Annotated in this window: 22 protein-coding genes and 1 riboswitch; of the genes, 9 read left to right on the top strand and 13 right to left on the bottom strand. The window is 73.2% G+C overall.

What is annotated here, in order from left to right:
* Window positions 1–4 precede the first annotated feature (4 nt).
* The 8 genes from AB0B97_RS05765 to eccB all read right to left on the bottom strand — a co-directional run bounded on the left by AB0B97_RS05765 (window position 5) and on the right by eccB (window position 6,639).
* On the bottom strand, window positions 5–649 hold the full coding sequence (locus AB0B97_RS05765; protein ID WP_234590074.1) for a C39 family peptidase: 645 nt from the start codon (window positions 647–649) through the stop codon (window positions 5–7).
* A gap of 227 nt (window positions 650–876) precedes the next feature.
* Complete coding sequence (locus AB0B97_RS05760) at window positions 877–1,317, bottom strand: TIGR03618 family F420-dependent PPOX class oxidoreductase (protein ID WP_357490973.1); 441 nt, start codon at window positions 1,315–1,317, stop codon at window positions 877–879.
* On the bottom strand, window positions 1,314–1,652 hold the full coding sequence (locus tag AB0B97_RS05755; protein ID WP_234590059.1) for a YkvA family protein: 339 nt from the start codon (window positions 1,650–1,652) through the stop codon (window positions 1,314–1,316). The genes AB0B97_RS05760 and AB0B97_RS05755 overlap by 4 nt, the downstream gene beginning before the upstream one ends.
* Before the next feature lie 78 nt (window positions 1,653–1,730).
* A complete protein-coding gene (locus AB0B97_RS05750) occupies window positions 1,731–2,528 on the bottom strand; it encodes a hypothetical protein (protein ID WP_357490971.1) in 798 nt (265 codons plus the stop codon).
* Between the two features lie 276 nt (window positions 2,529–2,804).
* Window positions 2,805–3,164, bottom strand: coding sequence for a hypothetical protein (locus AB0B97_RS05745; RefSeq protein WP_357490969.1), 360 nt, complete (start codon window positions 3,162–3,164; stop codon window positions 2,805–2,807).
* A gap of 213 nt (window positions 3,165–3,377) precedes the next feature.
* Window positions 3,378–4,664, bottom strand: coding sequence for a WXG100 family type VII secretion target (locus AB0B97_RS05740; RefSeq protein WP_357490967.1), 1,287 nt, complete (start codon window positions 4,662–4,664; stop codon window positions 3,378–3,380).
* Window positions 4,657–5,025, bottom strand: a complete 369-nt coding sequence (locus tag AB0B97_RS05735; RefSeq protein WP_234590050.1) for a hypothetical protein — start codon at window positions 5,023–5,025, stop codon at window positions 4,657–4,659. Before AB0B97_RS05735 ends, AB0B97_RS05740 begins: the two co-directional genes overlap by 8 nt.
* Before the next feature lie 87 nt (window positions 5,026–5,112).
* Window positions 5,113–6,639, bottom strand: a complete 1,527-nt coding sequence (gene eccB, locus AB0B97_RS05730; protein WP_357490965.1) for a type VII secretion protein EccB — start codon at window positions 6,637–6,639, stop codon at window positions 5,113–5,115.
* Between the two features lie 159 nt (window positions 6,640–6,798).
* On the opposite strand from eccB, the gene AB0B97_RS05725 reads away from it, so the two are divergent.
* A complete protein-coding gene (locus AB0B97_RS05725) occupies window positions 6,799–7,986 on the top strand; it encodes a type VII secretion protein EccE (protein WP_357490963.1) in 1,188 nt (395 codons plus the stop codon).
* Between the two features lie 22 nt (window positions 7,987–8,008).
* On the opposite strand, the gene eccD is transcribed toward AB0B97_RS05725, so the two are convergent.
* A complete protein-coding gene (gene eccD, locus AB0B97_RS05720; RefSeq protein WP_357490961.1) occupies window positions 8,009–9,406 on the bottom strand; it encodes a type VII secretion integral membrane protein EccD in 1,398 nt (465 codons plus the stop codon).
* Between the two features lie 166 nt (window positions 9,407–9,572).
* Between eccD and eccCa the strand changes: the two genes are divergently transcribed.
* The 6 genes from eccCa to AB0B97_RS05690 all read left to right on the top strand — a co-directional run bounded on the left by eccCa (window position 9,573) and on the right by AB0B97_RS05690 (window position 17,920).
* The gene (gene eccCa / locus AB0B97_RS05715; protein ID WP_357490959.1) at window positions 9,573–13,535 is read left to right on the top strand and encodes a type VII secretion protein EccCa; all 3,963 of its coding nucleotides are present in this window, start codon (window positions 9,573–9,575) and stop codon (window positions 13,533–13,535) included.
* A gap of 278 nt (window positions 13,536–13,813) precedes the next feature.
* Window positions 13,814–14,122: a WXG100 family type VII secretion target gene (locus AB0B97_RS05710; RefSeq protein WP_234590029.1), complete on the top strand. Its 309-nt coding sequence runs from the start codon at window positions 13,814–13,816 to the stop codon at window positions 14,120–14,122.
* A gap of 25 nt (window positions 14,123–14,147) precedes the next feature.
* The gene (locus AB0B97_RS05705) at window positions 14,148–14,426 is read left to right on the top strand and encodes a WXG100 family type VII secretion target (protein WP_354855539.1); all 279 of its coding nucleotides are present in this window, start codon (window positions 14,148–14,150) and stop codon (window positions 14,424–14,426) included.
* Between the two features lie 119 nt (window positions 14,427–14,545).
* Window positions 14,546–15,985, top strand: coding sequence for a S8 family serine peptidase (locus AB0B97_RS05700; RefSeq protein ID WP_357490956.1), 1,440 nt, complete (start codon window positions 14,546–14,548; stop codon window positions 15,983–15,985).
* A 37-nt stretch (window positions 15,986–16,022) separates the two neighbouring features.
* On the top strand, window positions 16,023–16,586 hold the full coding sequence (locus AB0B97_RS05695) for a hypothetical protein (RefSeq protein WP_357490954.1): 564 nt from the start codon (window positions 16,023–16,025) through the stop codon (window positions 16,584–16,586).
* Window positions 16,587–16,603: 17 nt separating this feature from the next.
* Window positions 16,604–17,920 (top strand): WXG100 family type VII secretion target, encoded by a 1,317-nt coding sequence (locus AB0B97_RS05690; RefSeq protein WP_357490952.1) that lies wholly within the window; start codon window positions 16,604–16,606, stop codon window positions 17,918–17,920.
* A gap of 89 nt (window positions 17,921–18,009) precedes the next feature.
* On the opposite strand, the gene mycP is transcribed toward AB0B97_RS05690, so the two are convergent.
* A complete protein-coding gene (gene mycP, locus AB0B97_RS05685; protein WP_357490950.1) occupies window positions 18,010–19,245 on the bottom strand; it encodes a type VII secretion-associated serine protease mycosin in 1,236 nt (411 codons plus the stop codon).
* A gap of 220 nt (window positions 19,246–19,465) precedes the next feature.
* Window positions 19,466–19,795, bottom strand: a complete 330-nt coding sequence (locus AB0B97_RS05680) for a MarR family winged helix-turn-helix transcriptional regulator (protein WP_234589616.1) — start codon at window positions 19,793–19,795, stop codon at window positions 19,466–19,468.
* Between the two features lie 248 nt (window positions 19,796–20,043).
* Here AB0B97_RS05680 and AB0B97_RS05675 point away from each other — a divergent pair, with 248 nt between their 5' ends.
* Window positions 20,044–20,754 carry a carbonic anhydrase gene (locus AB0B97_RS05675; protein ID WP_357490948.1) on the top strand — a complete coding sequence of 237 codons (711 nt, stop codon included), beginning with the start codon at window positions 20,044–20,046 and terminating at the stop codon, window positions 20,752–20,754.
* A gap of 94 nt (window positions 20,755–20,848) precedes the next feature.
* Here the strand turns inward: AB0B97_RS05675 and AB0B97_RS05670 are convergent, their stop codons facing one another.
* Both AB0B97_RS05670 and AB0B97_RS05665 read right to left on the bottom strand, forming a co-directional pair.
* Window positions 20,849–21,868, bottom strand: coding sequence for a hypothetical protein (locus tag AB0B97_RS05670; RefSeq protein WP_234589620.1), 1,020 nt, complete (start codon window positions 21,866–21,868; stop codon window positions 20,849–20,851).
* A 4-nt stretch (window positions 21,869–21,872) separates the two neighbouring features.
* Window positions 21,873–22,003: riboswitch (cyclic di-AMP (ydaO/yuaA leader) on the bottom strand.
* Window positions 22,004–22,169: 166 nt separating this feature from the next.
* Window positions 22,170–23,534 carry a YibE/F family protein gene (locus AB0B97_RS05665; RefSeq protein ID WP_357490945.1) on the bottom strand — a complete coding sequence of 455 codons (1,365 nt, stop codon included), beginning with the start codon at window positions 23,532–23,534 and terminating at the stop codon, window positions 22,170–22,172.
* 492 nt (window positions 23,535–24,026) lie between these two features.
* Here AB0B97_RS05665 and AB0B97_RS05660 point away from each other — a divergent pair, with 492 nt between their 5' ends.
* Window positions 24,027–25,988, top strand: coding sequence for a copper-translocating P-type ATPase (locus AB0B97_RS05660; protein ID WP_357492040.1), 1,962 nt, complete (start codon window positions 24,027–24,029; stop codon window positions 25,986–25,988).
* Window positions 25,989–25,992 lie beyond the last annotated feature (4 nt).

The following is a 25,992-nucleotide window of genomic DNA, read 5'->3' as shown; positions in this document are numbered from 1 at the left end:
AGGATCAGGAGGAGTAGCCGCGCTCGGCGATCCAGTTGGCGACCTTCGGCAGGCTCATCCAGTACTCGCCGAGCGCCGGGTCGGCCGGGTCGGCGACGCGGATGTCGTCCCCGCCGTCGCGGTAGCCGACGAGCGTCAGGTAGTGGCCGCCCTCGTACGAGTGCGGGTTGCCGTCGGTGTCCACGGTCGTGCCCTTGATGTTGGCCACCACCGGCCGGCCGGCGTCGATCGCGGCCAGGACGTCCCGGCGCAGCTGCTCGACCTGGTCGGGTCGGGCCACCGAATCACGGATCTCGGTGGTCCGATAGCGACCGCCGGTCAGCTCGTTGAGCACGCGGGTGGTGTCCAGGGCCGACGGTGTGCCCGCCTCCGTGGTGCCGAGCCGCTTGGCCACCTCGTCCTGGGACAGCGCCTTGCCCTGCGCGGAGAGCGCGATCCGGGTCGCGGCGGGGCCGCAGTAGAAGAAGTTCGGCTGGGCCTGGTAGTCGACGTCGAGAATGCGCTCCGCGCTCCGGTTGGACTGGCTCGACGAGGCCGGGGCGACCTGCGCGGGGGCCGCCTGCGCGGCGACGGCGGGGCCGAGGGCGCAACCGCCGGCGACCAGCAGGCCGACGACTGACAGACCGCTCTTCTGCACGATCGGGTTCATGGTCGAGTCTCCGTTCGGGGGTGTGCCGCCTCCGTGGCGGTCTCGGCCGTGCGTACCGGGGACGTAACGGCCCTGCTTCGGCCGGCATTCCGTCGCCGGCTGCCGCTGGGGCGTCGTGACCAGGTGTAACGGCTACCGGCGGTGCGGGATTCCGCGAGACGGCATGCGACAGCGAGCCGGCCCGAAACGGGCATGGCGTCGCAAAGCGGACAGTGTGCCGGTGTGGCTCAGAGGCTCCCGAGCAGCCCGGTCACGGTGATCTCGATGACCACGCGCTCCGGATTCGGGCGCGGGGTCCGATACCGCTCGGCGTAGCGTCGTTCGGCCTCCGCGACTGCGGCTCGATCCGACCGGAGCACCGCCCGGCCCTCGATCGTCAACCAGCGGCGCCCGTCCACGTGGCAGACCGCCACCGGAGTGCCGTCGGCGCCGGCGGCGGCCACCTGGCGGGCCTTGCGGGACGTACCCGAGGTGATCACCCGGGCCAGCCCGGCCGCCGCGTCGAGTGTGACCCCGACGGGCACCACGTGCGGGGTGCCGTCGGCGCGCAGGGTGGTAAGTGTCGCCAGGTGCCGTTCCGCACAGAAGGCGGCCACCCGGTCGTCGCGGATGTCCAGCCGATGATCGCCCGCCACGCGTCCCCCGTCCTGCGCACCAACCTCGATCATCGTACGGAGCGGGCGCGGTCCGGATCCGGCGGTGCGTCCGGCTGCCCGGGCAGTCGACGGCCGGCCGCCCGGCGCTTGTGCACGAGCCGCGTGAGATAGATCAGCGCGCCGGCCAGAACGCCCATGTCGTCCAGGTAGATCGGGTCCGGGAGGATGTCCACCGGGAAGATCGTGTAGATCAGCGCCCCGTAGAAGGCGACCTTTCCGCCCGCGCCCAGCCCGGTCAGCAGCCGCCTCGTCCGCACCAGCCGTACCGCCAGCACCACCGCGCCGACAAGTGTGGCGAGGGCCAGGATGCCGGCGATCACCACGAGGACCCACGCCTGTCGGGACATGCCGTCACGCTAACCCACAAGCGCCGGCCCGGCCCGGTTCGCCGTGTCGCGGCGAACCGGAACCACCCGGCCGCCGAGTCAGAACGCGGGCACCGCCGCCCGACCCCGGGCGACCACCGCGTTCTCCCGGGTCTGCTCGGTCGATGGCCGGAGCACCTCGCTGAGTGGCAGCACCGACGCCGACTCCGCCACCCGCCGCCCGGTCGCCGCGTGAGCCTCCTCGCGGAGGCTGCGAGCCGCCGCCACGGCCAGCTCAGCGGCCCGCCAGGCCGCCTGCTCCCGCTCCTGGGCGGCGACGTGCCGGGCCGCCAGGTTGTCGCGGATCGCCCGCTGCAGCACGAGTTCCTGCTCGACGGGGTGCAGCCGCGGGTCCCAGCCGTCGCGGTGCGCGAAGACGTCGCTGAGCTGCTCCACCGACAGCTCCCGCCGCCAGTACGCGTCCAGCGCGGCCCGGTGCAGGTAGCGCTCGCGGTCGGCGTACTCGGCGGGGGTCCGGACGGTCTGTGGCAGCGGCATCGCGGCTGCCCCACCGAGCCGCCGTACGCCCGCCTCGGCCGCCTCCAGCGCCTGCCAGGCGGCTTCGACGGTCTCCTGCGCGGCCACCCACTCGGCCCGCCGACGCTGGGCGGTGGTGGTGGCGCGTTCGGCGGCCACCGTGACCTCCTGCGCGTAGCGGCTCTGCTCCCGCTCCTGGAGCGCCTGTTCGAGTTGGCTGGGCATGGCGGCGTTGCGGATCCGGACGGCCGGGTCGAGTCGGAGCCGGCCGGGGCGCAGCAGGAGCACGGCGACGGCGACGACCACCACCCCGAGCAGGCTCAGCCAGATGGCGGCGGCCCGGGGCACGTCGGGCAGGACGGCGGAGAGGACGGTCTGCATGATCAGCACCTCGCGGTCGAACGACGGTATCGACGGATGGGTCCTGACGGCACCGGGCCGGTCGCTCGACTGGTGTCGACGCGCCGGGCTCCGAGTGGTCGGGGTGAGCTGCGGATGGCCGCCCGAGGCTCGGGCCGATCCCCGCTGGGCGGGAGGTCGGGAGCCGGATCGGGTCTGGCTGCGGGTAGCGCCGGTCGGCGGCGACCCGGGCACCCGGACGGACGCACGACCCGGAGCCGGGTCGCGGGGAGCGTCGGGTGGCCTGACGGCCTGGGTTCAGCTGGTGGGAGGGCCGCGTCGGGGCGGGGTGCCGCAGCCGGGCTCAACGGCCGGCGCGTGCTGCGCGCCCGCGAGGACCGGCCGGGTCGGCGCGGCGACGACTGCTTCGCTGCCCGGCCGGGGCGCGGCCGGCTGGCTCGTACGCTCGGTGGCCGCGACGGCCTCGGGTCGAACGGCGTCCACGCGGCTGCTCACGGCGCTGGGCCGCAGCTGGGCCTGGGCGGACGGCGGGGTGGCGGCGAGCGCGCCGCCGAGACCGACAGCGAGCACCAGGGCGGTGACCGCCAGCCGGGTCAGCTCCCGCAGTGACCACAGCACTGCCCACCGGGCTGGGCGGACCAGGGCTGCGGACGACACCCGACCAACCTATCGCCCGAGCCGCCGTGGCGCAGCACGACAGCGGGCGCAACGGTGGTGACCGCCACCACCGTGAACACTGTGGACGGTGGTGACCTGCGGCGACACCGCCTCCGGGTACGACGGCCGGGGGCCGGAACACGGTGACCCCCGCCGCGACAGGCGGCAGGGGTCACTCGGGTGTCTCGTGCGGCGTTGGGCGCCGTCGGCGGGTCAGCCGGCGGTGCCGAGCACCGGTGGCGCGGCGTCCCCGCCGTCCTGCCACACCATCTCGTCCTCGGTCAGCCAGGTCAGCCGCTCGTCGGACTCGTCGTCCTCGGGGCGACCGTGCCCGCCGAGCACCCCGGGGCGGTTGCCACCCCGGCCGTTGCCCGTCAGACCCTGCCGCCCACCCGCTGCCGCCCGACCGGTCTCACCGCGGCGGCCGTCGATGCTCCGCCCGACGCCACTGGCGGAACGGTTCTCGGCGGCGGCAGCGCCGCCGGTCGGCCGGGCCGCCGTGGTGGGCGTGCTGCTCGACCCGGCGAGCGCGGAGGTGCGCAGGACGCCACCGGCCGGCGCCCCGCCCGGTGCCCCGAAGAGCAGGCTCGGCCCGCCCGAGGCGCTGGCAGCCACGGTGGTGGCCGGCCCGGACAGCCCGGCCAGGCCGGCCGCCCCGCCGGTGAGCAGGGCCCCGCCGAGCAGCGGGTCCGCGCCGGCGAGGGAGGTGGTGCCGCCGGGGTCGCTGCCGGAGCCCTCCGGCCCGATGACGACAACCGAGGTGCCGCCGTCGTGGCCGGGGACGGAACCGCCCCCGCCGGCCGGCGGAGGTGCCACCCCGTCGGGCGTCGTGACAGTGGCGCCGCCCGTGTGCGCGGTCAGGCCGGTGGCGGTCGGAGCGGCCGACGGCGTCGTGGTGGCCGGGCCGCTGCGCGGCGTCGGCCGGTCCTGGTTGGTCGTCCGCGGAGTCTCCGGGTGGGGGTGGGGCGGGTCGACCACGCGGTCGTAGGCGGAGAGGTCGTAGCCGGCGGCCAGTTCGGCCACCACGTTCACCATCCGCTGGTGGGCCTTCTCCTGCTCTTCCTTGTCCTGCTGGTGGCCCATGATGCCCCCGACCACGGCACCGGGCAGGCCGAAGGCGGCACCCTTGAGCGCGCCCGAGACGGCCTTGTCGTTGTCGTCGGTCTCCTCCGGGCTCTCGGCCTGCTTGTGCGCGGTGCGCAGCTGGCCGGCCATCATGGTGAGGCCCTGCTTGATGCCAGCCATGCCTTCGCCCAGCGCGTCGGAGTGGTCGACGATCAGCGTGAGCCGGCGCTGGAACTCCCGACCTGCCGAGCCCGTCCAGGTGTGGCCGAGCTTCTCGAGGTCGCCGCTCAGCTCCCGGCCGAGACCGTCCAGGATGCCCTTGAGGGCGGCCCACTGGGCGGCGATCCCGTCGATCTGCTCCGGCTTGCCGGCCATCACCGCGTCGTACAACTCGCGGTGGCTCTTGTCCTGGTAGCGCTGGGTGTACTCAGACACTGCCGTCCCCCTTCGGCTGCAACGCCCGGTCGACACCGGTCAGCGCAGCCGTGATGTCGGTGGCGTTGGCCGCGTTACGCGCCTCGGCGGTGCGGTAGTTGGCCAGGATGGTGCTGGTCGCCTGCTGCGCGGCCACCACCGCCTGCCGGAGCCGCTCGGCCTGCTCCACGTACGACTGGTGGACCTCGCTGTAGCGGCGCGAATTCTGGGTGGCATCGGTGAACGATCCCAACGCCGGTGGGCTGCACTGCATCTCGGTGTTGAGCTTGCGCAGCACCGACTCGGCCTGGCTCAGCCGCGACGTCAGGTGTTGGTGGAAGTCCTCAAGGGACAGCAGGTCGACTTCCGTACGCCCGGTCATGGCAACATCCCCGTCGTTCTGGTTGACAACCGTCAGCGAACCAAGGTTAGTCCACTGCTGCGACACGGGGCGACCCGTCCGAACGGGTCAGTCGTCGGCGCCGGTCGATGCCCCGGGCGACCCGCCGCCCGTGCCCCCGCTCGTCGGGGCGACAGTGGCCGACGTGGACGACGTCGGCTGCGGCACGGACGCGGACGCCAACGCGTCACCCGGTGCGAACTGCACGAGCGCGTCCTCCCGGTTGAGCGTGGGCCCGGTCGGGATCAACGCGAGCAGCGAGCCGGGAACCGCCAGCGGAGTGACCCCTTCGTAGCCGAGCGCCCCCAGCGTCTCGGCGGAACCGAGCGGGTACCGGACACCCTGCGGGCTGATCAGGTAGACCGTCGCGCCGGCGGCGCCGGATCCGCTGGTGCCGGCGCCGGGCGCGGCCTGGGCCAGTACGCCCTTGCCGCCGGGCAGCAGCACCGATTCGGCCGTACGCACCGTGTCCCGGTTGGTCTGGCGCACCGGCACGGAGCCGGGCTCGTCCGCCGTCAACTCCGCCGGAGCCCGGTCGAAGACCTCAAGCGTGGTGGTCGGGGGACCACCGGCGGCGCCGGCCCGGTACGTCGCGCAGAGCAGCGTCTGCCCGGCCCGGGCCTGGTACAGGGTGGGCAGGGTCCGGGGCATGCCGTCCGCGTCGAGCCGCTGCTCGGTCAACAGTCGACCGGCCTGGTCCGGCGTGATGTCGGTGATCTGACCGCCGCCACTGATGAGCAGCAGGGCGGTGATCTCACTGATCGAGACGAGACCCTCCCGCGCGAGCACGTAGTGCTGCCCCGCGGCCTGGAAGACCTGACCGATGGTCGCGGGCCGGCCGGCCACGCTCAGCCCGCTGCGCTCGCCCATGTCGGCCAGGGACGGCTTGCGCAGCGGTGGCCCGGCCGGTATGGCGTTGAGCAGTTGCTGCCCGACCGGCAGCGGCGCCGTGCCGGTCATCCGCAGCGCCGCGACCGCCTGGTCACCGCCGCGCACCTCCAGCCGGGAGTTGCCGGTGAGCAGGTGCCGCTGACCGTCCACGGTGACCAGCACCGCCCGGTCACCGAGCGGCGCACCGCCGGGCAACGCACGGTCGATCACGACGCGGGTGGTGGAGTGGCGCGGGTCGGCCGGGTCGGGCACGTCGCAGACGGACCACGGCAGGCCGGTCAACGACTTGCGGTCCGGCAACGCGTCGGGTGCGCCGACGATGCCGACGGTGTGCCCCCGTGGCCGGTCGCGCAGCGCGGCCTGGGACATGGTGCGCACCGCGGGGTCGGGCTCGTTGAGGATCAGCCGTGCGGAGGCGTAGTTCAGCGTGGGATGCAGCTCGCCCTCGGCGAACACGTACGTCGCGCCGGTTTCCCGCTCGATGACCAGGGTGTTCTCTTCCAGCGGCGCGGCATTCCCGGTCAACTGGCCGTACGCGCCGACGCCACCGAGCACCACCGCCGCGGCGATCACACTGCCGAAGACCGCCATGCCGAGCCGTCGCATCGGCAGGTTGGTCGTCTCCGGATCGCCCGACACGAGCGCGGAGACGATCCGACGGGTGACGAAGCGGTACGCCTGCACCTGATCGCGGCGGGTCCGCATGACTTACCTCCGGCGGGGTGGATCCGCGACGATGTCCTCGGGGTGCCGTCGCGGGCTTCCCTACGATAAGGGGCCGACGGCGGGTCCTCGGGGCCGCCGCCGGATCGGTGCCGGGCCGACCCGGCGCAGAGTCGTACCGTCCAGGAGGGACTGTCAGCGATGACGCAGGTTCAGGCGCCACCCGCGGATGCGGTCACGAGGCCGTCCGGCGTCCCGGCGCGGGTCACCCCGGCGGCCGACCGGCCGGTCCGGGGTCGCATCGGTCCGGTGCTGGTCGGCCAGCTCGTCGTACTCGAGGTGTGCGCCATCGCCGTCTGGGCCGCGACGGCCGGGCCGAGCTGGCTGCTCGCCACGGTCGCCGCCCTGGCGGTGGCGGTCGTGGTGGCCGCGTTCGCCCGCCGTGGCGGTCGCTGGTGGTTCGACGACGTGCTGCTGCGTCGCCGGCTGCGCCAACGCCGTGAGCGGGCGGCGGTCGCGCTGGCCGACGGCACCGCCGTGGACCCCCGGCTGGCCGCGCTCGCACCCGAGCTGGGCGTCATCGAGTTGACCGACCGGGGCACCCGGCTCGGCATCGGGCAGGACGACCAGGGCTGGTTCGCCGCGGTCGCGCTGCAACCGGCCACCGGCGACGCGGTCGGTTCGGTGGATGCGGCGACCGTGGACCGCGCCCTGCGGGTGCTCGCCGACTTCTCGGCCCCGGTGTCCAGGGCCCAGGTGGTCGCGCACACCCTGGTCTGGTATCCGGCCCCCGGTGCGCCGCCGGCGGCGCACCGGACCGTCTGGGTGGCGCTGCGGCTCACGGTCCACGACGCACGGATCGAGACGGTGAGCCGGGGCGGCGGACTGGCCGGTGTCCACCGCACGCTGGCCGCCGGCATCGGCCGCTTGGGCAAGGCGCTGACGGCAGCCGGATTGGCCCACCGGCCGCTGGGTCGCGACGAGCTGCGCGCCGCAGTGGTGTCGGCCGCCGGGCTGGACCTGGTGCCCGAGCCGCCGACGGAGAGCTGGCGGGGGCTGGGCGGCGGCGGCTGGACGCACCGCTGCCTGACCCTGCGGGGCCGCCCGGACGCGCCGTTGGGTCCGCTGGTGGACGCGATCACCGCAACGTCGGCCCCCTCGCACACGGTGGCCGCCGCGGTGGCGCCCGGCGGGCGCATGGCGACGCCGCTGCTCCGGGTCGCGGCCATGGACAACCACGTCGAGGCGCTGGTCAAGGTCGTCCGGGAGGTCGCGCACCGCGCGGGCACGCCGGCCCGGCCGTTGGACGGGCAGCACGGCCCGGGCGTCTACGCCAGCGCGCCTGTCGCGTCGGCGCCCGTGGGCGCCGGCCGGCGGCAGTCCCGCTGACGGCGAGCTGACTGCTCCCCGGTCAGGGCCGCAGGTTGACGATCCAGCCGTACAGGCCGCAGACCCAGACGGCCAGCGGCACCAGCGCGATGATCAGCATGATCTCGACGATGTCGAGCAGCCGACCCCACACCGGCGAGATGCGCTTGCCGGCGACGGTCAGGCCGTAGATCAGGCTGACCACTGCCGCCAGCAGCAGCCCACCGAGGACCAGGCCGAGCCGGACCGCGAGCGACCCACCGGCGAAGGTCGCCGCGGCGGCCAGGCCCAGCCCGACGGTGCCGGCGAGCAGCACCGGAACGCGCTGGGCCCGACCCAGGAGCGGTCGCGCCCGCAGCAACGACAGCAGGGCCAGCACCAGGCACAGCAGCACCGCCGGCAGGCGGCCGTCCAGGGCCAGCACCAGCTGCGCGCCCAGCACGAGCACCGCCACCGTCCACAGCAGACCGGTGAGGAACTGGTCCGCCCGGTCGCTGCGCTCGAGCACCTGCCGCCCGTTCACCGACTCGCTGTCGGTCTTCAGATCGTCCGGACCGGTCGGGATCGACGGCACCGGCAGCCGGGCCAGCCGGTAGGCCACCATCGGCAGCGCCGGCACCACGCCGAACGCGACAGCCGCCACGATCGCGGCCCCGGCGGCGGCGTCGAGGTCGAGGGTCAGGCAGAGCAGCGCGCCCAGACCCGTCCCCGCGCCCACCCCGATCGCGGCGAAGAAGAGGGGGTACCGGTCACCGACGGCCACCACGGCCACCGCCCCGGCGACCACCACGGCCGTGGCCGCGAGCAGGACGTGCGGACTGGCCAGCTCGGTCAGCTTGCGGTCACCGGCGAGCAGCAGCAGGCCACCGGTGCCCGCGTACACCAGCCCGACCATCGCCAGCACCGAGCCCGTGCCGCTGTCACCCGCCGCCCGGGCGAGCACCGCGGCGCCGACCAGCAGCGCCACCGCGACCAGCACGGCGGCCAGCGCGCCGGGCAGGTGGGGAGGGCCGGTGAACAGAGCGGCCAGGGCGCCGGCGCCGAACGCCGCCGCGGCGAACAGCACCGCGAACGACCGGGTCGCCCCGACCTGCCAGGAACCCGGCCGCTGGGTGGTCGCGGTGGCGACCGCGTCCACCACGTCGTCGAAGACGACCTCCGGAGCGGAGGCGGACCGGGGGTTGAAGTACAACACCTCGCCGTCGCGGACACCGAGCTGCGCCGCCGTACGACCACCGTCCAGAGGTGCACCACCCAGGCGGGACAACGCCCAGCCGCCGTGCCGCACCCCGTCGTCGGCCAGGTCCTCACCGGCGTAGCGCAGCAGGGTCGGCAGAAGGTCCGCCATCGGCACGTCCGACGGCAGGGCCAGATCCATCCGCGTACGAGGGGCCACAATGGTGATCCGGCTCAGACCACCGGTCGCCGTCTTCGTCGCCACAGTGGCCTCCTGGTGTCCATCTACGATCGGCGGGCCGGGATCCCGCGGTGCGGGTGCACCGCGCCCACGGGAGATTACCTACGATGACGGGCACGTACAGTGCCCACCCGCGGGCTTCGGGCCGCGCCGGCACGACAGCAGGGCCGCTTCTGGGGAGGAGACAGCCGTGAGCACGGTCGTGTTCCGCCGACCTCCGCGCCAGCCGGGGCCGGCCCTGCCACGCGGTGAGGTGGTGCTGGAGTCCCCGCCCGAGCTGCCCGAGCCGACGCCCCGCGGGATGGGGCAACTGCTCATGATCCTGCCAATGGTCTGCGGTGTCGGTGCGATGGCGTTCCTCTACGCCGGCCGGGGCGGCGGCATGATGACGTACGTCGCGGGTGGCCTGTTCGGCGTCTCGATGCTCGGCATGGCCATCGGTTCGCTCAGCAACGGCGGCAACGACAAGGCCGAGCTGAACGCCGACCGCCGCGACTACATGCGCTACCTGGCGCAGATGCGCAAGCGCACCCGGCGAGCGGCGGCCCAGCAGCGGGACGCGATGAACTGGCGGCACCCCGAGCCCGACGCGCTCTGGTCGATCGCGGCGTCGCGCCGGCTGTGGGAGCGGCGGATCACCGAGCCCGACTTCGGTGAGACCAGGATCGCGCTCGGCCCGCAGCGGCTGGCCGTGGAGATCGTCCCCCCGGAGACCAAGCCGGTCGAGGACCTGGAACCGATGAGCGCCATCGCGCTGCGTCGGTTCGTCCGCGCACACACCACTGTGCCCGAACTGCCCACCGCGTTGTCGGTGCGCGCGTTCAGCCGGGTGGTGCTGCGCGGCGACCGTGAGCCCGTGCTCGACCTGACCCGGGCGGCCCTGGGTCAACTGGCGACGTTCCACGCCCCGGACGACCTGGTCGTCGCCGTGGTCGCCGCGCCCGACCGGCAGCCCGCCTGGAACTGGGTGAAGTGGCTTCCCCACGCCCACCACAGCGGCCGTACGGACGCGGCCGGCGCGCGCCGGCTGGTCTTCGCGAGCCTGGCCGAGGCCGAGGAGTCCCTCGCGGGCGAGCTGGCCGGGCGACCCCGGTTCGCCGCCGAGGCCAAGGCGTTGACCACCGCGCCACACGTGGTCGTGGTGGTCGACGGTGGCGAGATCTCCCCGACCTGCCAGCTGGTGGGCCAGGGGCTGCTCGGCGTCACCCTGATCGACCTCTCCGGGACGGTGCCGCGCGACGCCGGCCGCTGGCTGCTCTGCCTGGACGTGGGCGACGGCACCACCCTCGACCTGATCCGGGGCAGCTCGTCCTCGCGGCTCGGCCGGCCCGACCGGCTCACCGCCGAGGCCGCCGAGGGGCTGGCCCGGCAGATCGCGCCGTACCGGCTGTCGCAGCAGCAGACCAGCAACGAGGAGCCGCTGGCCCGCAGCACGGAACTGCCCGACCTGCTCGGCGTCGGCGACGCCGCGGCCGTGGACGTGCACCAGACCTGGCGGCCGCGCGGTCACCGGGACCGGCTGCGCATCCCGCTCGGCGTCGGCCCGGACGGCAACGTCGTCGAACTCGACTTCAAGGAGTCGGCGCACGAGGGTATGGGCCCGCACGGCCTCGTCATCGGCGCGACCGGCTCCGGCAAGAGCGAGCTGCTCCGTACGGTGGTGGCGGCGCTGGCGGTGACCCACTCGTCCGAGGAGCTGAACTTCGTCCTGGTGGACTTCAAGGGTGGCGCGACGTTCGCCTCCCTGGAGGCGTTGCCGCACACCAGCGCGGTGATCACGAACCTGGCCGACGAGTTGCCGTTGGTCGACCGGATGCGCGACGCGCTGGCCGGTGAGATGGTGCGCCGGCAGGAGTTGCTGCGGGCGGCGGGCAACTACGTGTCCCGGTTCGAGTACGAGAAGGCGCGGGCGGCCGGTGAGCCGTTGGCGCCGATGCCGAGCTTGTTGATCATTTGTGACGAGTTCAGTGAGTTGTTGGCGGCGAAGCCGGACTTCATCGACCTGTTCGTGATGATCGGCCGGTTGGGTCGGTCGCTCGGTGTGCACCTGTTGCTGGCGTCGCAGCGGCTGGAGGAGGGCAAGCTGCGTGGTCTGGACACGCACCTGTCGTACCGGATCGGGTTGCGGACGTTCTCGGCGGTGGAGAGCCGGATCGTGCTCGGCGTGCCGGACGCGTACGAGCTGCCGAACGCGCCCGGGCACGGCTACCTGAAGACGGACACCAGCACCATGCTGCGATTCCGGGCCGCGTACGTCTCGGGGCCGTACCGGGCGCCCGGCCAGCAGGCCTCCGCGTCGCAGGCCCTGGTGCAGCGCCGGATCGTGCCGTACGGCGTCAATTTCATCCCGGCGCAGGCCACGCAGGTGTCGGTGGACGCCATGCCGGAGCCGGAGCAGCCGGCCGACGGCAAGGCCGTCGCGATGCTCGACGTCCTGATCGACCAGCTCAAGGGCCGGGGCCGTCCCGCGCACCAGGTGTGGCTGCCGCCGCTGGCGGAACCGCCGGGCCTGGGCGAGCTGCTCGGCCCGCTGGCCGTCGACCCGACCTACGGGTTGTGCACGGCGTCCTGGCCGGGCCGGGGTCGCCTCACCGTGCCGGTGGGCGTGGTCGACCGCCCGTACGAGCAGCGCCGCGACCCGATGATGGTCGAGCTGGCCGGCGCCGGCGGCAACGTGGTGATCGTCGGCAGTTCGCTCAGCGGCAAGAGCACCATGCTGCGGTCGCTGCTGGCCTCGCTGGCGCTCACCCACACGCCGCGTGAGGTGCAGTTCTTCTGCCTGGACTTCGGCGGTGGCGCGCTGCGCAGCCTGGAACGCCTGCCGCACATGGCCGGGGTGGCCGGCCGGCGCGACATCGAGGCGGTGCGGCGCACGGTGGCCGAGGTCGTCGCGGTGCTGGACGAACGGGAGACGCGCTTCGCCCAGTACGGCATCGACTCGGTGGCGAGCTACCGCCGTCGCCGGGCGGCCGGCGAGTTCGCCGACGACCCGTTCGGCGACGTGTTCCTGGTGGTGGACGGCTGGAACACCCTGCGCCAGGACTACGAGGAGCTGGAGCAGACCATCACGACGCTCGCCAACCGGGGCCTCGGCTTCGGGGTGCACGTGGTGCTCACGGCGGTGCGCTGGGCGGAGATCCGGATCAACATGCGTGATCTGCTCGGCACCAAGCTGGAGTTGCGTCTGGGCGACGCGGCGGAGTCCGAGATCGACCGGCGCTCGGCGATGAACGTGCCGGAGAAGTCGCCCGGTCGCGGTCTGACCCGGGACAAGCTGCACTTCCTCACCGCGATCTCGCGGATCGACGGTCGGCGCGACATCGAGGACCTGAGCGAAGCGTCGGTCGCGCTCGCCGGGCACGTGGCGGCGAACTGGCCGGGGCGCCCGGCGCCGAAGGTGCGGCTGCTGCCCCGCCGGCTGCCGGTGTCCGAGCTGGCCCGGATCATCGACCGGTCGGCCCCCGGCCTGCCGATCGGCGTCAACGAGTCGGCGCTCGCGCCGGTCTACCTGGATCTGGCGAACGAGCCGCACCTGACGGTCTTCGGCGACGCCGAGTGCGGCAAGACCAACCTGCTGCGGCTGATCGCCCGGGGCATCACCGAGCGGTACACGCCGGCCCAGGCGCGGCTGGTGATCGCCGACTACCGCCGTGGGCTGCTGGGCGCGGTGGAGGGCGATCACCTGCTCGACTACGCGCCGTCCAACCAGGCGTTCGCGCAGGGGCTCGGCTCGATCCGCAGCGCGCTGTCCAACCGGCTGCCGGGCCCGGACGTGACCACCGCCCAGCTGCGGGACCGCAGCTGGTGGAAGGGCCCCGACCTCTACATCCTGGTGGACGACTACGACCTGGTGGCCTCCGGTGGCAGCAACCCGCTGAGTGCCCTGCACGAGCTGCTGCCGCAGGCCCGGGATATCGGTCTGCATCTGATCGTCACGCGTCGGGTCGGCGGGGTGTCCCGGGCGCTCTACGAACCCGTACTGCAACGACTGCGCGAGCTGGACTCGCCGGGCCTGCTCATGTCCGGCAACCGGGAGGAGGGCGCGGTCTTCGGCACGTTGCGTCCGAGTCCGCAGCCGCCCGGGCGGGGCACGCTCGTCCGTCGACGCGACGGCCAGCAGTTGATCCAGACCGCCTGGTCCGAGCCGGCCTGACCGAGCCGTCAGACAGGGGTTGGCGGAGTCGGGCGGTCCAGTGTCGACGGCGGCGACGCGCGGTCGCGGGGCCGTTCGGGTCGGATTCCCGTCCGAACGGGTCGCAGGTGCGACGCGATTCACCGCCATCCATCGAACACGACCAGCCAGGGCTGCGGTGGCTGGACGGATTCCGCTACGGTCTTAGTTGGAGTGTCCGTCGGTGGGGTGTTGCTGCCTTGCCGCGGGGGAGGGGCGCGGCAAAGCCGCCGCCACAACATGACGGAAGGGTGTGAAGCATGGCGTTCGAGGTCGAAGCTGCGACTCTGCATACCGCCGCGAGTGACGTGCGGTCCACGCGCAGCGAGGTCGACGGCGAGCTGAAGAAGCTGTGGAACGTAGTCGACGACCTGGCCATGGCGTGGAAGGGTCAGGCGTCCACGGGGTTCCAGTCGTTGATGACGCGCTGGAACGAGGACACCGTCAACCTGCTGACCGCGATGGACAACATCGCGGACCTGCTCGACAAGTCGGGTACGACGCACCAGGTCAACGACGAGGAGCAGCAGCAGATGCTGGACAAGTTCCACTCTGCTCTCAACCCGTGATCCATAGCCAGCAGAGGAGGAAGTCGTGACGATCAAGGTTGACTACGCGGTCCTCGAGAGCAGCAACCAGCAGATGCAGGCCATCTCGAAGACCATCGACGAGAAGCTCGACACGCTGCGGTCGATGCTGTCCAAGCTGCAGTGGGAGGGCGAGGACCGGACCGCCTACGAGCAGCACCAGGCGAAGTGGGACTCGTCGGTCCGGGACATCAACCGGATCCTGAACGAGATCGGCGGCGCCGTCGGTATCGCCCGCGAGAACTACGTCTCCACCGAGATGAGCAACTCCAAGGTGTGGGGCTGACACAATCACCGGTGCGGCTCCGGTCCGGCTTCGACCGGGCCGGAGCCGCACTGCGTTGGCGTCGGCGAGGTACTGGGAGAGCGATGCGTACGGGGAAGCCTTTCCGATCGACACGGGCCATGGGCGCGGCAGTGCTGGCGTTGTGCGCCGCGCTGGCGCCCGCGGTGACTGTCGCGCCGGCGCCGGCCCAGGCCGCCGACACGGTCCGGGGCATTCAGCAGTGGTACCTGGACTACCTCAAGATCTCTGCCGCCCACAAGATCACCAAGGGTGCTGGCGTCGTGGTCGCCGTCGTCGACACCGGCGTCGAGGCCAGCCATCCCGACCTGCGCGGGCAGGTGCTCGCGGGGCACGGCACCAACGCCATGGCTCCCCCGGACGGGCGGCGTGACGACGACAAGGTGAAGGGGCACGGCACCGCGATGGCCGGCATCATCGCCGGGCGCGGCGGGGGCGAGATGCACGTGTTGGGCATCGCCCCGGCCGCGAAGATCCTGCCCGTCGCGATGGGCGCGAACTTCAACGAACAGGACATGGTCCTGGGTATCCGGTGGGCCGCGGACAACGGCGCTGACGTCATCAACCTCTCGCTCGGCAGTGGCAACAGGGCGGCTTCCCCGGATGTGGTGGACGCCGTCAACTACGCGTTGAGCAAGGATGCCGTCGTGGTCGCCTCCGCGGGCAACGTCGAGCAGGGCGACCGACAGGTCACCTCGCCCGCCAACATCCCCGGCGTCGTCGCCGTCTCCGGGTTCGGCAAGCAGGGTGGCTTCTTCGCCGGGTCGGTGCAGGGGCCGGAGACCGTCATCGCCAGTCCGATGGACAGCATCATCGCGCCGGCGCCCGAAGGCGTCTCGCCGAACGGCTATGGGCTGGGCAGCGGCACCAGTTCGGCGGCCGCCCTCATCTCCGGGGTGGTGGCGCTGGTCCGCTCGGAGTATCCGAAGCTCGACGCGGCCAACGTCGTCAACCGGCTGATCAGAACCGCCCGCGACGCCGGGCGGGCCGGGCGGGACCCGCAGTTCGGCTTCGGCAGGGTCGATCCGGTCGCCGCGCTGACCCGATCGGTGCCCGCCGTCACGGCGAACCCGCTCCTGGAGGGCGCGGGCCGCCCGGCCGGCCCGACCCGCACCGGCAGCGCCGCGCGCCCCGGTGACGACGACGGGCCGGCGGTCGAGTTCGGGGTCTCGAACAAGGCCGGCGCGATCGTCCAGGTGGGGCTCTGCCTCGGCGTTCCGATCATCGGGCTGATCGTGCTGCTGGTGGTGCTGCGACGCCGCAGGCGGCGCCCATCGCCGGCCGCTGTCGGCCCGTACCCAGGCGCACCCGGCATGCCGCCACCAGGCTGGCCCGCCACCCAGCCGACACCGGCCGGGTACGGTCCGCCGCCGCAGCCCGTTCCGGGCTACGGTCCGCCGCCGGGCCAGCCGGGGCAGGGGTACCCGCCGGGCCATCCCGCGCCTGGTTATCCGCCGGCACCGACCGCTCCGGCGTCACCGCCGGGCCCGTCCGGCTGGCCGGGCTCGGGCCCGCCGCCACCCGGCCACCAGCAGCAGTGAACGCAGGCCACCAGTCAGGGTTTCGGGGAGGGGACCGATGACGGACGACAGAACCACCCAGCCGGAACGGTACGTGAACGACGACCTCTACATCCCGGTCCCGGTCGGCGGGGTGCCGACGGCGGGTCTGGCCGTGACCGGCTTGGAGATCGACAACGTCAACCACGCCGCAACGCCGAAGGGCCTGGTCACCGCGCCGGGTGAGGCCGGCGTCAAGACCGAGTGGGACGCGACAAGCCTGGACTCGGCCATCACCTGGCTGGAGACCCACGCCGCGTACCTGAACAAGCTGTCCTACGACATGGTCGACATCCAGGACCTGATGGGTGGCGCGGCCAGCGGCGTGGCAGGTGGGGCCGGAGGCCAGCCGAGCCCGCTCGGCGGGTTCGACTGGGCGGCCCGGTTGGCCGCCAAGCACCAGGGGCTCTACCAGGGCACCGAGTCAGGTGTCCGGAGGCTCTCGCAGAACCTGTACGACGCGGCGGAGGCGCTGCGCCAGGTCAAGCAGAACTACGAGACGGCGGAGGAACAGAACAGGATGTCCGCCGCCGACATGCAGCGTGTCTTCGGCGACGTGGCCGGCAACGGCGACGGCCGCTAGGACGGGGGAGGACGAAGGTGGGCCTGAGCTGGGAAGAGATGTGCCAGAAGGTCGTCATCGACGGCCGGCCTGGTGACGTGGAGAGCGCCGCCCTCGGCTGGGAACAGCTGATCAAGAATCTCAACAACGTCAAGCAGAGCCTCGACACCAACATCAAGGACCTGGGCACGACCTGGAAGGGTCCTGCGTACGAAGCGTTCAAGGGCCACATCGAGCAGATCTCCAAGGACACCGGGCAGATCGTGGCGGACGCGGAGAAGGGCACCGGCATCGTCCAGTCGCTCAAGACCGCCGCCGACAAGCTCACCGCGGCCCAGCGGGACTTCCCGATCCCGGCGACCTGCGTCAACGACGTCCTGGAGGCGCGCAACGCGAAGCTGACCCTCGGGGTCGGCTTCTTCGAGGCGAAGGTCTCGCCGGACTTCCTGGGCTGGCTCGACCCGGTGACCGCGATCGCCGACTGGATCAACGACCAGTCGGACGACGCGGCCCGCGTCTACGAGCAGGTGAGCGGCGACTACCAGGCCATCGCGCCTGGCACCCCGGGCGATGCTGGCCCGCTTGGCACGAAGGAACCGACGCACGAGATACCCAAGCTGGACAACGGCGGCGGTGGCGGTGGCGGTGGTGGTGGTGTGCCGAAGCTCGGCGGCAGCCCGTCCACCGGGAGCCTCGGTGCCACGCCCTCGATCGGCGCCACAGGCATGCCGGACACCGGCAACCTGCCGGGCGGTTCCAGCGCCCACCCCGACCTGTCGAGTGGTTACGACCCCGGCACCGGTAACTACCCGGGCACCGGCGGCGTCCCGGGCGTCGGCGGTGCGGACGACCAGTTCAGCAGTGGCCTCGCCGGTGCGGGTGGCGGCGGTTCGCCAGGTCTCGGCTCCGGCCTCGGAGGCGGCGGCCTGGGCTCGGGCGGCCTGGGCTCGTCCGGCGGGGTCGGCGGCGGCGGTGGCGGCCTGGGCAGCGCCGGTGCTCTCGCGGGTGGCGGCGCGCTCGGCCGGGCGGTCTCGCCGGGCATGGGCCCGATGATGGGCGGCGGCGCGGCAGGTGCCGGTCGTGGCGGTGGCCGGGGCGCCGGTGGCCGACTCGGAGCGGGCGGCAAGCTGGGCGGCGGCGGCATGGCACCCGGGATGGGTGGTGCCGCCGGTGGCGCCGGCGCCGGTCGGGGTGGCGCCGGGCGTGGCGCTGGCGCTCGCGGTGCCGGTGGCGTGGCCGGGACGGGCGGCGGTGCCGGCTACGGCGAGGAGGACACCGCCCGCAACACCTGGCTGGAGGAGGACGAGGACGTGTGGGGTGCCGACGGCGGTGGCACCTCCGGCATCCTGCGCTGAGCCTTTCGCGTCACGGCGCTGCTGCGGTCGACCGCAGCAGCGCCGTGACGTGTCTCAGGGGCCGACCGTTGCGGCGGCGGAGCCGACGCTCAGCCGGTGACCGGTTCGTCGGTACGTCGGCCGGGCCGCCAGCCGCGTCGGCGGCCACGCGCCATGATCGGTCGCGTGATCAGCAGCAGCACGGCGAGCAGAGCCCCCACCGCGGCGGCCCAGATCGCGACGGAGCGCTGCCAGCTCAGCGGATCGGCCGCCGGGGCCGGTGCGGCAAGCACGTCAACCGGCGGGTTGGTGCGGGTGCCCAGCAGGCTCGACACCGCCCGGTACGGGTTGACCACGCCGTAGCCGACTTCGGCGTTGCGCCCCTGCGGCGGGTTGTCCGCCGTCCGCTCCAACCGGTCGGCGACCTGCTCCGGCGTGAGATCCGGGTAGGCGGCCCGAACCAGCGCGGCCACCCCCGAGACGTACGCGGCGGCGAAGCTGGTGCCACCCGTCGGTTCGGCGCGGTAGCCGGATCCACCCGGCGCCGGGCCGACGATGTTCAGTCCCGGCGCGGCGACGTCGACGAAGGTGCCGCTGACCGAGGTGCCCACGTGCCCGCCCTGCTCGTCCACGCCGCCCACGGCGATCACCCCGGGGTACGCCGCCGGGTAGGCGGGCCTGTCCTCCTGGGTCTCCTGCCGGTTGCCGGCGGCGGCGACCAGCACCACCCGCTTGGCGAGGGCGCGTTCGACGGCCTGTGCCAGTTCGGGGCGGGGCAGGGTCACCAGGGACAGGTTGATCACGTCGGCGCCGTTGTCGACAGCCCAGTCGATGGCTGCGGCGATCTGCCCGGGTAGCCCCTCGTCGTTGGTGCCCTTGGCGTCCGGCAGGACCCGGATGGGCAGGATGCGCGCCGCCGGGGCGATACCGCTGAACGGCACCCCCGTGCCGTCCTTGCCGGCGATGATGCCGGCGACCATCGTGCCGTGACCGGCCAGGTCACACTGCCCCCGGTTAGCCGGCAGGTTGTTGAAGTCGCGGCCCTCCAGCACCTGACCCTTCAGGATCGGGTGGATGGCGGAGACCCCGGAGTCGATGACCGCTACCGTCACCCCGGCGCCCCGGGACAGCGGCCACGCCGAGGCCGGATCCACCCTCCGCAGCGCCCACGGCATCTGCACCAGGCCGTCCTCGCCGGCCGGGCCGCAGGTGGGCGCCGCCGCTAGCGCCGGAGAGGAGGGGACCACCAGGGCGGCGCCGAGCAGGACCGCCAGCGTTCCACTGAGGACAGCTCGGACGCCACGGCGGGACGGATGGGTCGCGCTCGGCGGCAGGCATTCGCGCACCCGCAGAGATTACCGCTGCACCGCGTCGGGCAGCGCCCGGCGACCGCCGTTCGGGGCGGGAACGGTGACCTCGCTCAGCTTCGGGCGCGACGACGCCGGCCGGGCGGGTACGGCTCGCCGTTCGAGGCCGGCGTGGAACGACGTCAGGGCTCGCCGTTCGGGGCCGGCGTGCGACGCGGGTCCGGGCTCGCCGTTCGACGCGGGCGTGCGACGACGACGGTCAGGGTCGGGAGGAGACGTCGTCGGCGGGTGTTTCGGCGAACAGGGCGAGCAGGTGGCCGACCTGACGATCGGCTTCGGCGGGGTGCCGGAAGTGGCCGGCGGGGTTCAGGGTGTACTCGTTGCGGCGCCCCACCCGGGTGCGGTGCAGGTAACCGCCGGCCTCCAGGTCGGCGACGATGGCCTGGGCGGCCCGTTCGGTGACGCCCACCTCGGCCGCCACGTCGCGCAGTCGTGCTGTGGGATCGCGGGCGATGGCCAGCAGCACATGCCCGTGGTTGGTGAGGAACGTCCAGTTCCGGCCGCCTCCGGCCGTCGCCGCGCTCGTCATCGTGGAGCCGCCTCTCCGGTTGTCCGCTTCACCCGCGTGCCCGCCAGAGGGGTCGGGCCAGGTGCCGACGGGCCGGCCCGGTCCCAACGACCGAAGGGCCGGTTCGGGGTCTACGTATGAAATCTAAATCACGCATATCTTGACGCATCTTGCGGTGCGTGTGACCGTTGAGCCCGAGCCAGCGCCCACCGCCGGCCCGGCTGAAGAGCCTCTTGAGCAGGTAAAACGCGTGGAGACGAGGTGCGGGAATGAGCCGTTCCGGTACGCCTGGAGGGCAGCCCGGTCCGCAGCGGGCCGCCGATCGAGCGTCGACGCCGACCGAGCCGGCCCGAGCGTACGCCGAGCTGGCCGCCGGCAACCGGCGCTTCGTCAGCGGGGCGCCGCGCCACCCCAACCAGGACGCCGGGCACCGGGCCGCCGTGGCCGACGGGCAGCACCCGTTCGCGGTGGTCGTGGGCTGCTCCGACTCCCGACTGGCCGCTGAGATCATCTTCGACCGGGGGCTTGGCGACCTCTTCGTGGTCCGGACGGCCGGCCACACCGCGGGCCCGGAGGTGCTGGGCAGCGTGGAGTACGCCGTGACCGTGCTCGGCACTCCACTGGTGGTGGTCCTCGGCCACGACTCGTGCGGTGCCGTGCAGGCAGCCCGCGAGGCGGCCGCCACCGGTGTCGCGCCCCCGGGGCACCTTCCCGCGGTCGTCGACGCGGTGGTGCCCAGCCTGCGACGTGCCGCCGCCGAGGGCGTGGACGACATCGACGGCATCGTCGACATCCACATCGCGCAGACCGTCGAGACGCTGCTCGGGCAGTCGCCCGTGCTGGCCGGCGAGGTGGCGCAGGGGCGGTGTGCGGTGGTGGGCATGTCGTACCGGCTCGCCGCCGGCGTGGTGCGCCCGGTGACCCCCGTACCGGCCGATGCGGCGACCTCGGACGACCCGGCAGCCTCCGCCGCCGCCTGACCCGACAACTGCCGCCCGGCGGCTTTCGCCGCGCCTGACCCGACGAGGGCCGTCCCGCCTGATGCGGGACGGCCCTCGGACTTCGTCGGGTGGATCAGAGCATCGACATGTGGACGTGGTCGGTGTGGTTCGACGGCCCGCTGTACGACTTCCAGCCGGTCGCCGGGAACCAGATCTGCCGGTTCCAGATCACGTAGTAGATGCCGAGGCGGTCGGCGTTGCGGATGAGGAACGCGGCGACGTTGTTGCCGTACATGCGGGTGTCGTTGTTGTGCCACGGGCTGAAGCCGCTCTTCTGCAACGACCAGTCACAGGCGCGGCCCTTCGGGTGCTCGTACGGGCCACCGTTGCGGTGGCAGCCGACGAACCGGTTGAAGCCGGCCCGCTTGACCTCCTTGTACGCGTGCAGGGTGCGCGGGGTGACGCAACCGGAGGTGGTGGGGTCGTCCTCGCTGCACGACTGCGGCTTCCAGTCACCGTCGGCGGTGCGACCCGGGCCGATCCGGGCGACCGGCGAGACGGCGTCGACCAGACCGCCGGTGAAACCCTGACCGCCGACCAGCGCGAGCGCCTTGTCCGCGTCGCGCTTGTCCTTCGCCATCAGGGCGGTCTGCTTCTGCTGCTCGCGGATCTCCGCGTCGAGGGCCAGCTTGGCCTGCTCGGCGCGGGACTTGACCGCGTTGACCTCGGCGAGCTTCTTCTCGTTGACCATGTTCATCTCGTCGAGCGCCGCGGCTCGGCGGACGAACGAGTCCGGGGCGTCGCTCTCCAGCAGCATCGCGATCGCGCCGACCCGTCCGGTCCGGTACGACTGGGCGGCGATCTGCGCGACCTGCGGGGCCAGCGCGTCCAGGTCGGCCTTGGCCCGCTGGACCTCCACCGCCAGCTCAAGCTGCCGCTTCTTGGACTTGTCCAGTTTGGACTTGGCCGCCACGTAGTCCCGGTTGGTCTGCTCGATGACGTCGGTGAGGAGCTTGGGTTCGTCTTCCTCTTCGTGCCCGGACGGTGTGGGGGTCGTCGGGGCGGCGTGGGCCGGGAGGGGGCCGGCGAACACGGTCAGCGCAGCGAGCACGGCCACCACGGGTGTCAACCAGCGGCGTAGGGGTGCCGTCACAATGTTCCCTTCCGTCGACCGCCGACCGGGTTAGCTGACGGGTTCGGGGCGGAAGTGGCCCCTACCGCTGTCGCGGATTCACCCCACGTACCTGGGTCCCCGGCTCGCCGGTTGGCGATTGGGCGGTGGCACCGCAGGCGCCGCTGCGCGCCTTCGTCGGTGGCCGGCAGCGAGGTTACCCGAGAATCCACCGCCTGAGCTACGTCCTGATGCCGACTAAAAGTGTCATTTCGCCATGGCGTTGAGTGACCAGTGACGCGGTTCTCAGGGCGAGTGCCCGATCCGGTCACGCTGAGGAGTGTCACCATGCCGTATCAGTGCTCCTGTTCGGCTCTGGCCACCCGGTGGTGGCGGTGGATGGGGGTGCGTTCCGCTCCGGGTCGGGTCCGTCGGGCCGACCCCCTGGCGGGGAGCTGAGAGCGGCCAGTGTCTCCGTCCGGTCCCGACGGGGGCGCGGTGTCAGGACGTCGGCGTCCGTGTCCTGCGTCGGCGTCGCCCCGGCCGCGGTCACCACGGCGGCCAGCCCGGTGGTGAGGGGTACGGCGGCGATCAGGCCGAGTGTGGCGACCGCGCTGCGGACGATCTCCTGGGCGAGGAATTCGCTGGTCAGGATCTGCCCGAGGGGGCGGGTGTCGGCGGTGAGCAGGAGCAGCAGCGGTAGTGAGGCGCCCGCGTACGCCAGGACGATGGTGTTGACCGTGGAGGCGATGTGCGCCCGGCCGACCCGGGTGGCCGCCCGGTAGAGCTGTAGCCGGCTCAGACCGGGGTTGGCGTTCGCCAGTTCGGTGACGGTGGCGGCCTGGGTGACTGTCACGTCGTCGAGCACCCCGAGTGAGCCGATGATGATCCCGGCGAGCAGCAGGCCGCGCAGGTCCACGTGGGCCTGGAACATCGACAGCGTGGTGGCGTCCTCGCTGCCGAAGCCGGTGAGCCGGGTGGCGGCCGTGGCGATGGTCGCGAGCACTCCGGTGAGCACCAGGCTGCCGAGGGTGCCGAGCACCGCGACCGAGGTCTGCGCGGTCACTCCGTGTGTCAGGTAGAGCACCACGAACATGATCAGGGCGGCGCCGACCACCGCCACCAGCAGCGGTGGCCGACCGGCGCTGATGCCCGGCAACACGAAGGTGAGCAGGATGGCGAAGCTGGCGGCCAGCCCCGCCAGCGCGGCCAGGCCCCGCCACCGGCCGAACGCGACGATCGCGGCGGCGAAGACCACCGCGAGCCACACCAGCGGCGTTCCGCGCTGATGCTCGGCGATGTTCCAGCTGCTGGTGGTGGGATCGGTCGGGTCGGTCAGCTCGACCAGGACGACGTCGTCGCCGACCTCGACGCGTGGAGCGCCGGGTCCGGCGGGGACGGGCGTCCGTACCTGCTGGCCGGCGCTCGGCCCGTCCTCGACCCGTACGTCCACCGTGCCGCACGGCCCGGTGGCCGGTGTGCCCTCCGGGCTGGCCGACGGCGGGCAGGGTTCGGTCACCACCCGGGTCACCGTGCCGTGGTGGCGCGGCGCGTCAGTGCCACCGCCGGCCTGCGGCGCCCCGTCCCGTGGCCAGAGCACCACGGCGGCGACGACGGTGGCCACGAAGAGCGGCACCACCGTCGCGACGAGGATCCGCCGGACCCGGGGCGGGGCGGGGCGGGCGGTATGGCTGTGGTCGGAACCCAATGCGAGAACTCCCAACGATCCGGTGCGGGGTACGTGCGGACGGGCCGGGCGGTTCACCTCCGCCGGACGAACGCGGTGACGAGCGCATCGAATTGCTGGTTGACGACCCGTTGGTTACCCAGGGTGATCCACTGGGCCGGCCGGTCGGCGCAGGCGCCGCGCCGTGGCGGCGCCGGTGCCCGACTGGGCGGCGGAGTCCGGTAGGCCATCGCCGGAGATGCTAGCCAGCCCAACTGGGTGTCGCAGGTCGTGGCGGAGTGTCGGATGGTCGAACCGCTCGCGCGGCCTGGGCCGGAGCGGCATGTTGGAGTCATGTCCGAGCCCGTCCCCGAGCAGGCCGCCGACCGGAACCGGCACGCGACGCCGGCCGCCCACGATCAGCACGCCGCCCACGATCAGCACGCCGGCCCGGAGAAGCGCGCTGGCCCGGAGAAGCACGCCGGCCCGGAGAAGCACGCCGGCCACGACAAGCACGCCGGCCACGACCCGGCGATGTTCCGCCGCCGGTTCTGGGTCTGCCTGGTGCTCACCGTGCCGGTGGTGCTGACCAGTCACCTGGTGATGGACCGGCTCGGGCTCCGATGGGACGTTCCCGGTCGCTCCTGGATCGGGCCGGTGTTCGGATCGGTGGTCTTCCTCTGGGGTGGCTGGCCGTTCCTGGTCGGCGCGGTGCGCGAGATCCGGGACCGGGCGCCGGGAATGATGCTGCTGGTCGCGATGGCGATCACGGTCGCCTACACGGCGTCGTTGGCCACCAGCCTGGGCGCCTTCGACCTGGATTTCTGGTGGGAGCTGGCCGCGCTGGTCACCATCATGCTGCTCGGGCACTGGCAGGAGATGAAGGCCATCGGGCAGGCCCGGGGGGCGTTGGCGGCGTTGGCCGCGCTGCTGCCGGACGAGGCCGAGCGTGTGGCGCCGGACGGGCGGCCCGAGCCGGTGCCGCTCAGCGCGTTGCGGGTGGGCGACGTGGTGCTCGTCCGGCCCGGGGGTCGGGTGCCGGCGGACGGCCGGATCGTCGACGGCGACGCCGAACTGGACGAGTCGATGATCACCGGTGAGTCGCGGCCGGTGGCCCGGTCGACGGGCGAGCGGGTGGTGGCCGGCACTGTCGCCACCGACTCGGCGATCCGGGTCCGGGTCGAGGCGCTGGGTGACGAGACAGCGCTCGCCGGCATCCAGCGCATGGTCGCGCAGGCGCAGCGCTCGGGTGGGCAGGCCCAACTGCTTGCCGACCGGTTCGCCGCCGCGCTGTTCTACGTGGCCGCCGGCACCGCAGTGGTGACGCTGGCGGTCTGGACCGCGCTCGGTGAGCCCGACCAGGCGGTGGTCCGTACGGTCACGGTCCTGGTGATCGCCTGCCCGCACGCGCTCGGCCTGGCCATCCCGCTGGTCGTGGCACTGTCCACGGCCCTGGCGGCGCGGCGCGGGATCCTGGTCAAGGACCGGTTGGCGCTGGAGCGCATGCGGACCGTCGACGCGGTGCTCTTTGACAAGACCGGCACGCTGACCCGCGGTGAGCACGCGGTGAGTGACCTGGTGACGACTCCGGGCCTGAAGCGGGAGGAGGCGCTGCGGATCGCCGCCGGCGTCGAGTCCGACAGCGAGCATCCGCTGGCCCGGGCGATCGTGACGGCGGCCGGGTCCGCCGGCCCGGCGCGTGGCACCGGCTTCCGGTCGCTGCCGGGCCGCGGCGTGCGGGCCACCGTCGACGGTACGGAGTACGCGGTGGGCGGCCCGGCGTTGCTGCGGGAGTTGGGTCGGCCGCTCCCGGACGACCTGGAGGTGGCGACCGGCCGGTGGTCGGCGCGCGGGGCCGTGGTGTTGTACCTGGTGCGGCTGCCGGGCACCGTGCTCGGGGCGTTCGCGCTCACCGACGAGGTGCGCCCGGAGGCCCGGCAGGCCATCGCCGAGCTCCGTGCCGAAGGCGTCCGCACCATCGCCATGATCACCGGCGACGCGCGGTCGGTGGCCGAGTCGGTGGCCGCCGATCTCGGCTTCCAGCCGGGGGTGGACGAGGTCTTCGCCGAGGTGCTGCCGGCCGAGAAGGACGGCCGGGTCGCGGACCTCCAGCGGCGAGGGCTGACCGTGGCGATGGTCGGCGACGGGGTGAACGACGCGCCGGCGCTGGCCCGCGCCGACGTCGGCATCGCCATCGGGGCGGGGACCGACGTGGCGATCGAGTCCGCCGGGGTGGTGCTGGCGTCGTCCGACCCGCGCGGTGTCGGTGCCGTGGTCCGGCTCTCGCGGGCGTCGTACCGCAAGATGCGGCAGAACCTGGCCTGGGCCGCCGGTTACAACGTGGTGGCGCTGCCGCTGGCGGCCGGCGTGCTCGCCTGGGCCGGGGTGGCGTTGAGCCCGGCGGTGGCGGCGGTGCTGATGTCGGCGTCCACCATCGTGGTGGCGCTCAACGCCCAGTTGCTCCGCCGGGTACGCCTCGACGCGGAGCCCGACTGACCGG

It is taken from the genome of Micromonospora sp. NPDC049004 (genome assembly GCF_040649315.1).
In the GTDB taxonomy this organism is placed as follows: domain Bacteria; phylum Actinomycetota; class Actinomycetes; order Mycobacteriales; family Micromonosporaceae; genus Micromonospora.
The sequence above is the reverse complement of the archived record's forward strand: the minus strand, read 5'-3'. Positions and strand labels throughout refer to the sequence as shown.

Bases quoted from the DNA above. Each gene is read 5' to 3' on its own strand.
- AB0B97_RS05695 (WP_357490954.1), top strand. From the start codon at position 16,023: ATGACGGACGACAGAACCACCCAGCCGGAACGGTACGTGAACGACGAC.
- AB0B97_RS05675 (WP_357490948.1), top strand. From the start codon at position 20,044: ATGAGCCGTTCCGGTACGCCTGGAGGGCAGCCCGGTCCGCAGCGGGCC.
- AB0B97_RS05700 (WP_357490956.1), top strand. From the start codon at position 14,546: ATGGGCGCGGCAGTGCTGGCGTTGTGCGCCGCGCTGGCGCCCGCGGTG.
- AB0B97_RS05735 (WP_234590050.1), bottom strand. From the start codon at position 5,025: ATGACCGGGCGTACGGAAGTCGACCTGCTGTCCCTTGAGGACTTCCAC.
- eccB (WP_357490965.1), bottom strand. From the start codon at position 6,639: ATGCGGACCCGCCGCGATCAGGTGCAGGCGTACCGCTTCGTCACCCGT.
- AB0B97_RS05660 (WP_357492040.1), top strand. From the start codon at position 24,027: ATGTTCCGCCGCCGGTTCTGGGTCTGCCTGGTGCTCACCGTGCCGGTG.
- AB0B97_RS05750 (WP_357490971.1), bottom strand. From the start codon at position 2,528: ATGCAGACCGTCCTCTCCGCCGTCCTGCCCGACGTGCCCCGGGCCGCC.
- AB0B97_RS05765 (WP_234590074.1), bottom strand. From the start codon at position 649: ATGAACCCGATCGTGCAGAAGAGCGGTCTGTCAGTCGTCGGCCTGCTG.
- AB0B97_RS05760 (WP_357490973.1), bottom strand. From the start codon at position 1,317: ATGATCGAGGTTGGTGCGCAGGACGGGGGACGCGTGGCGGGCGATCAT.
- AB0B97_RS05755 (WP_234590059.1), bottom strand. From the start codon at position 1,652: ATGTCCCGACAGGCGTGGGTCCTCGTGGTGATCGCCGGCATCCTGGCC.
- AB0B97_RS05680 (WP_234589616.1), bottom strand. From the start codon at position 19,795: ATGACGAGCGCGGCGACGGCCGGAGGCGGCCGGAACTGGACGTTCCTC.
- AB0B97_RS05710 (WP_234590029.1), top strand. From the start codon at position 13,814: ATGGCGTTCGAGGTCGAAGCTGCGACTCTGCATACCGCCGCGAGTGAC.
- AB0B97_RS05725 (WP_357490963.1), top strand. From the start codon at position 6,799: ATGACGCAGGTTCAGGCGCCACCCGCGGATGCGGTCACGAGGCCGTCC.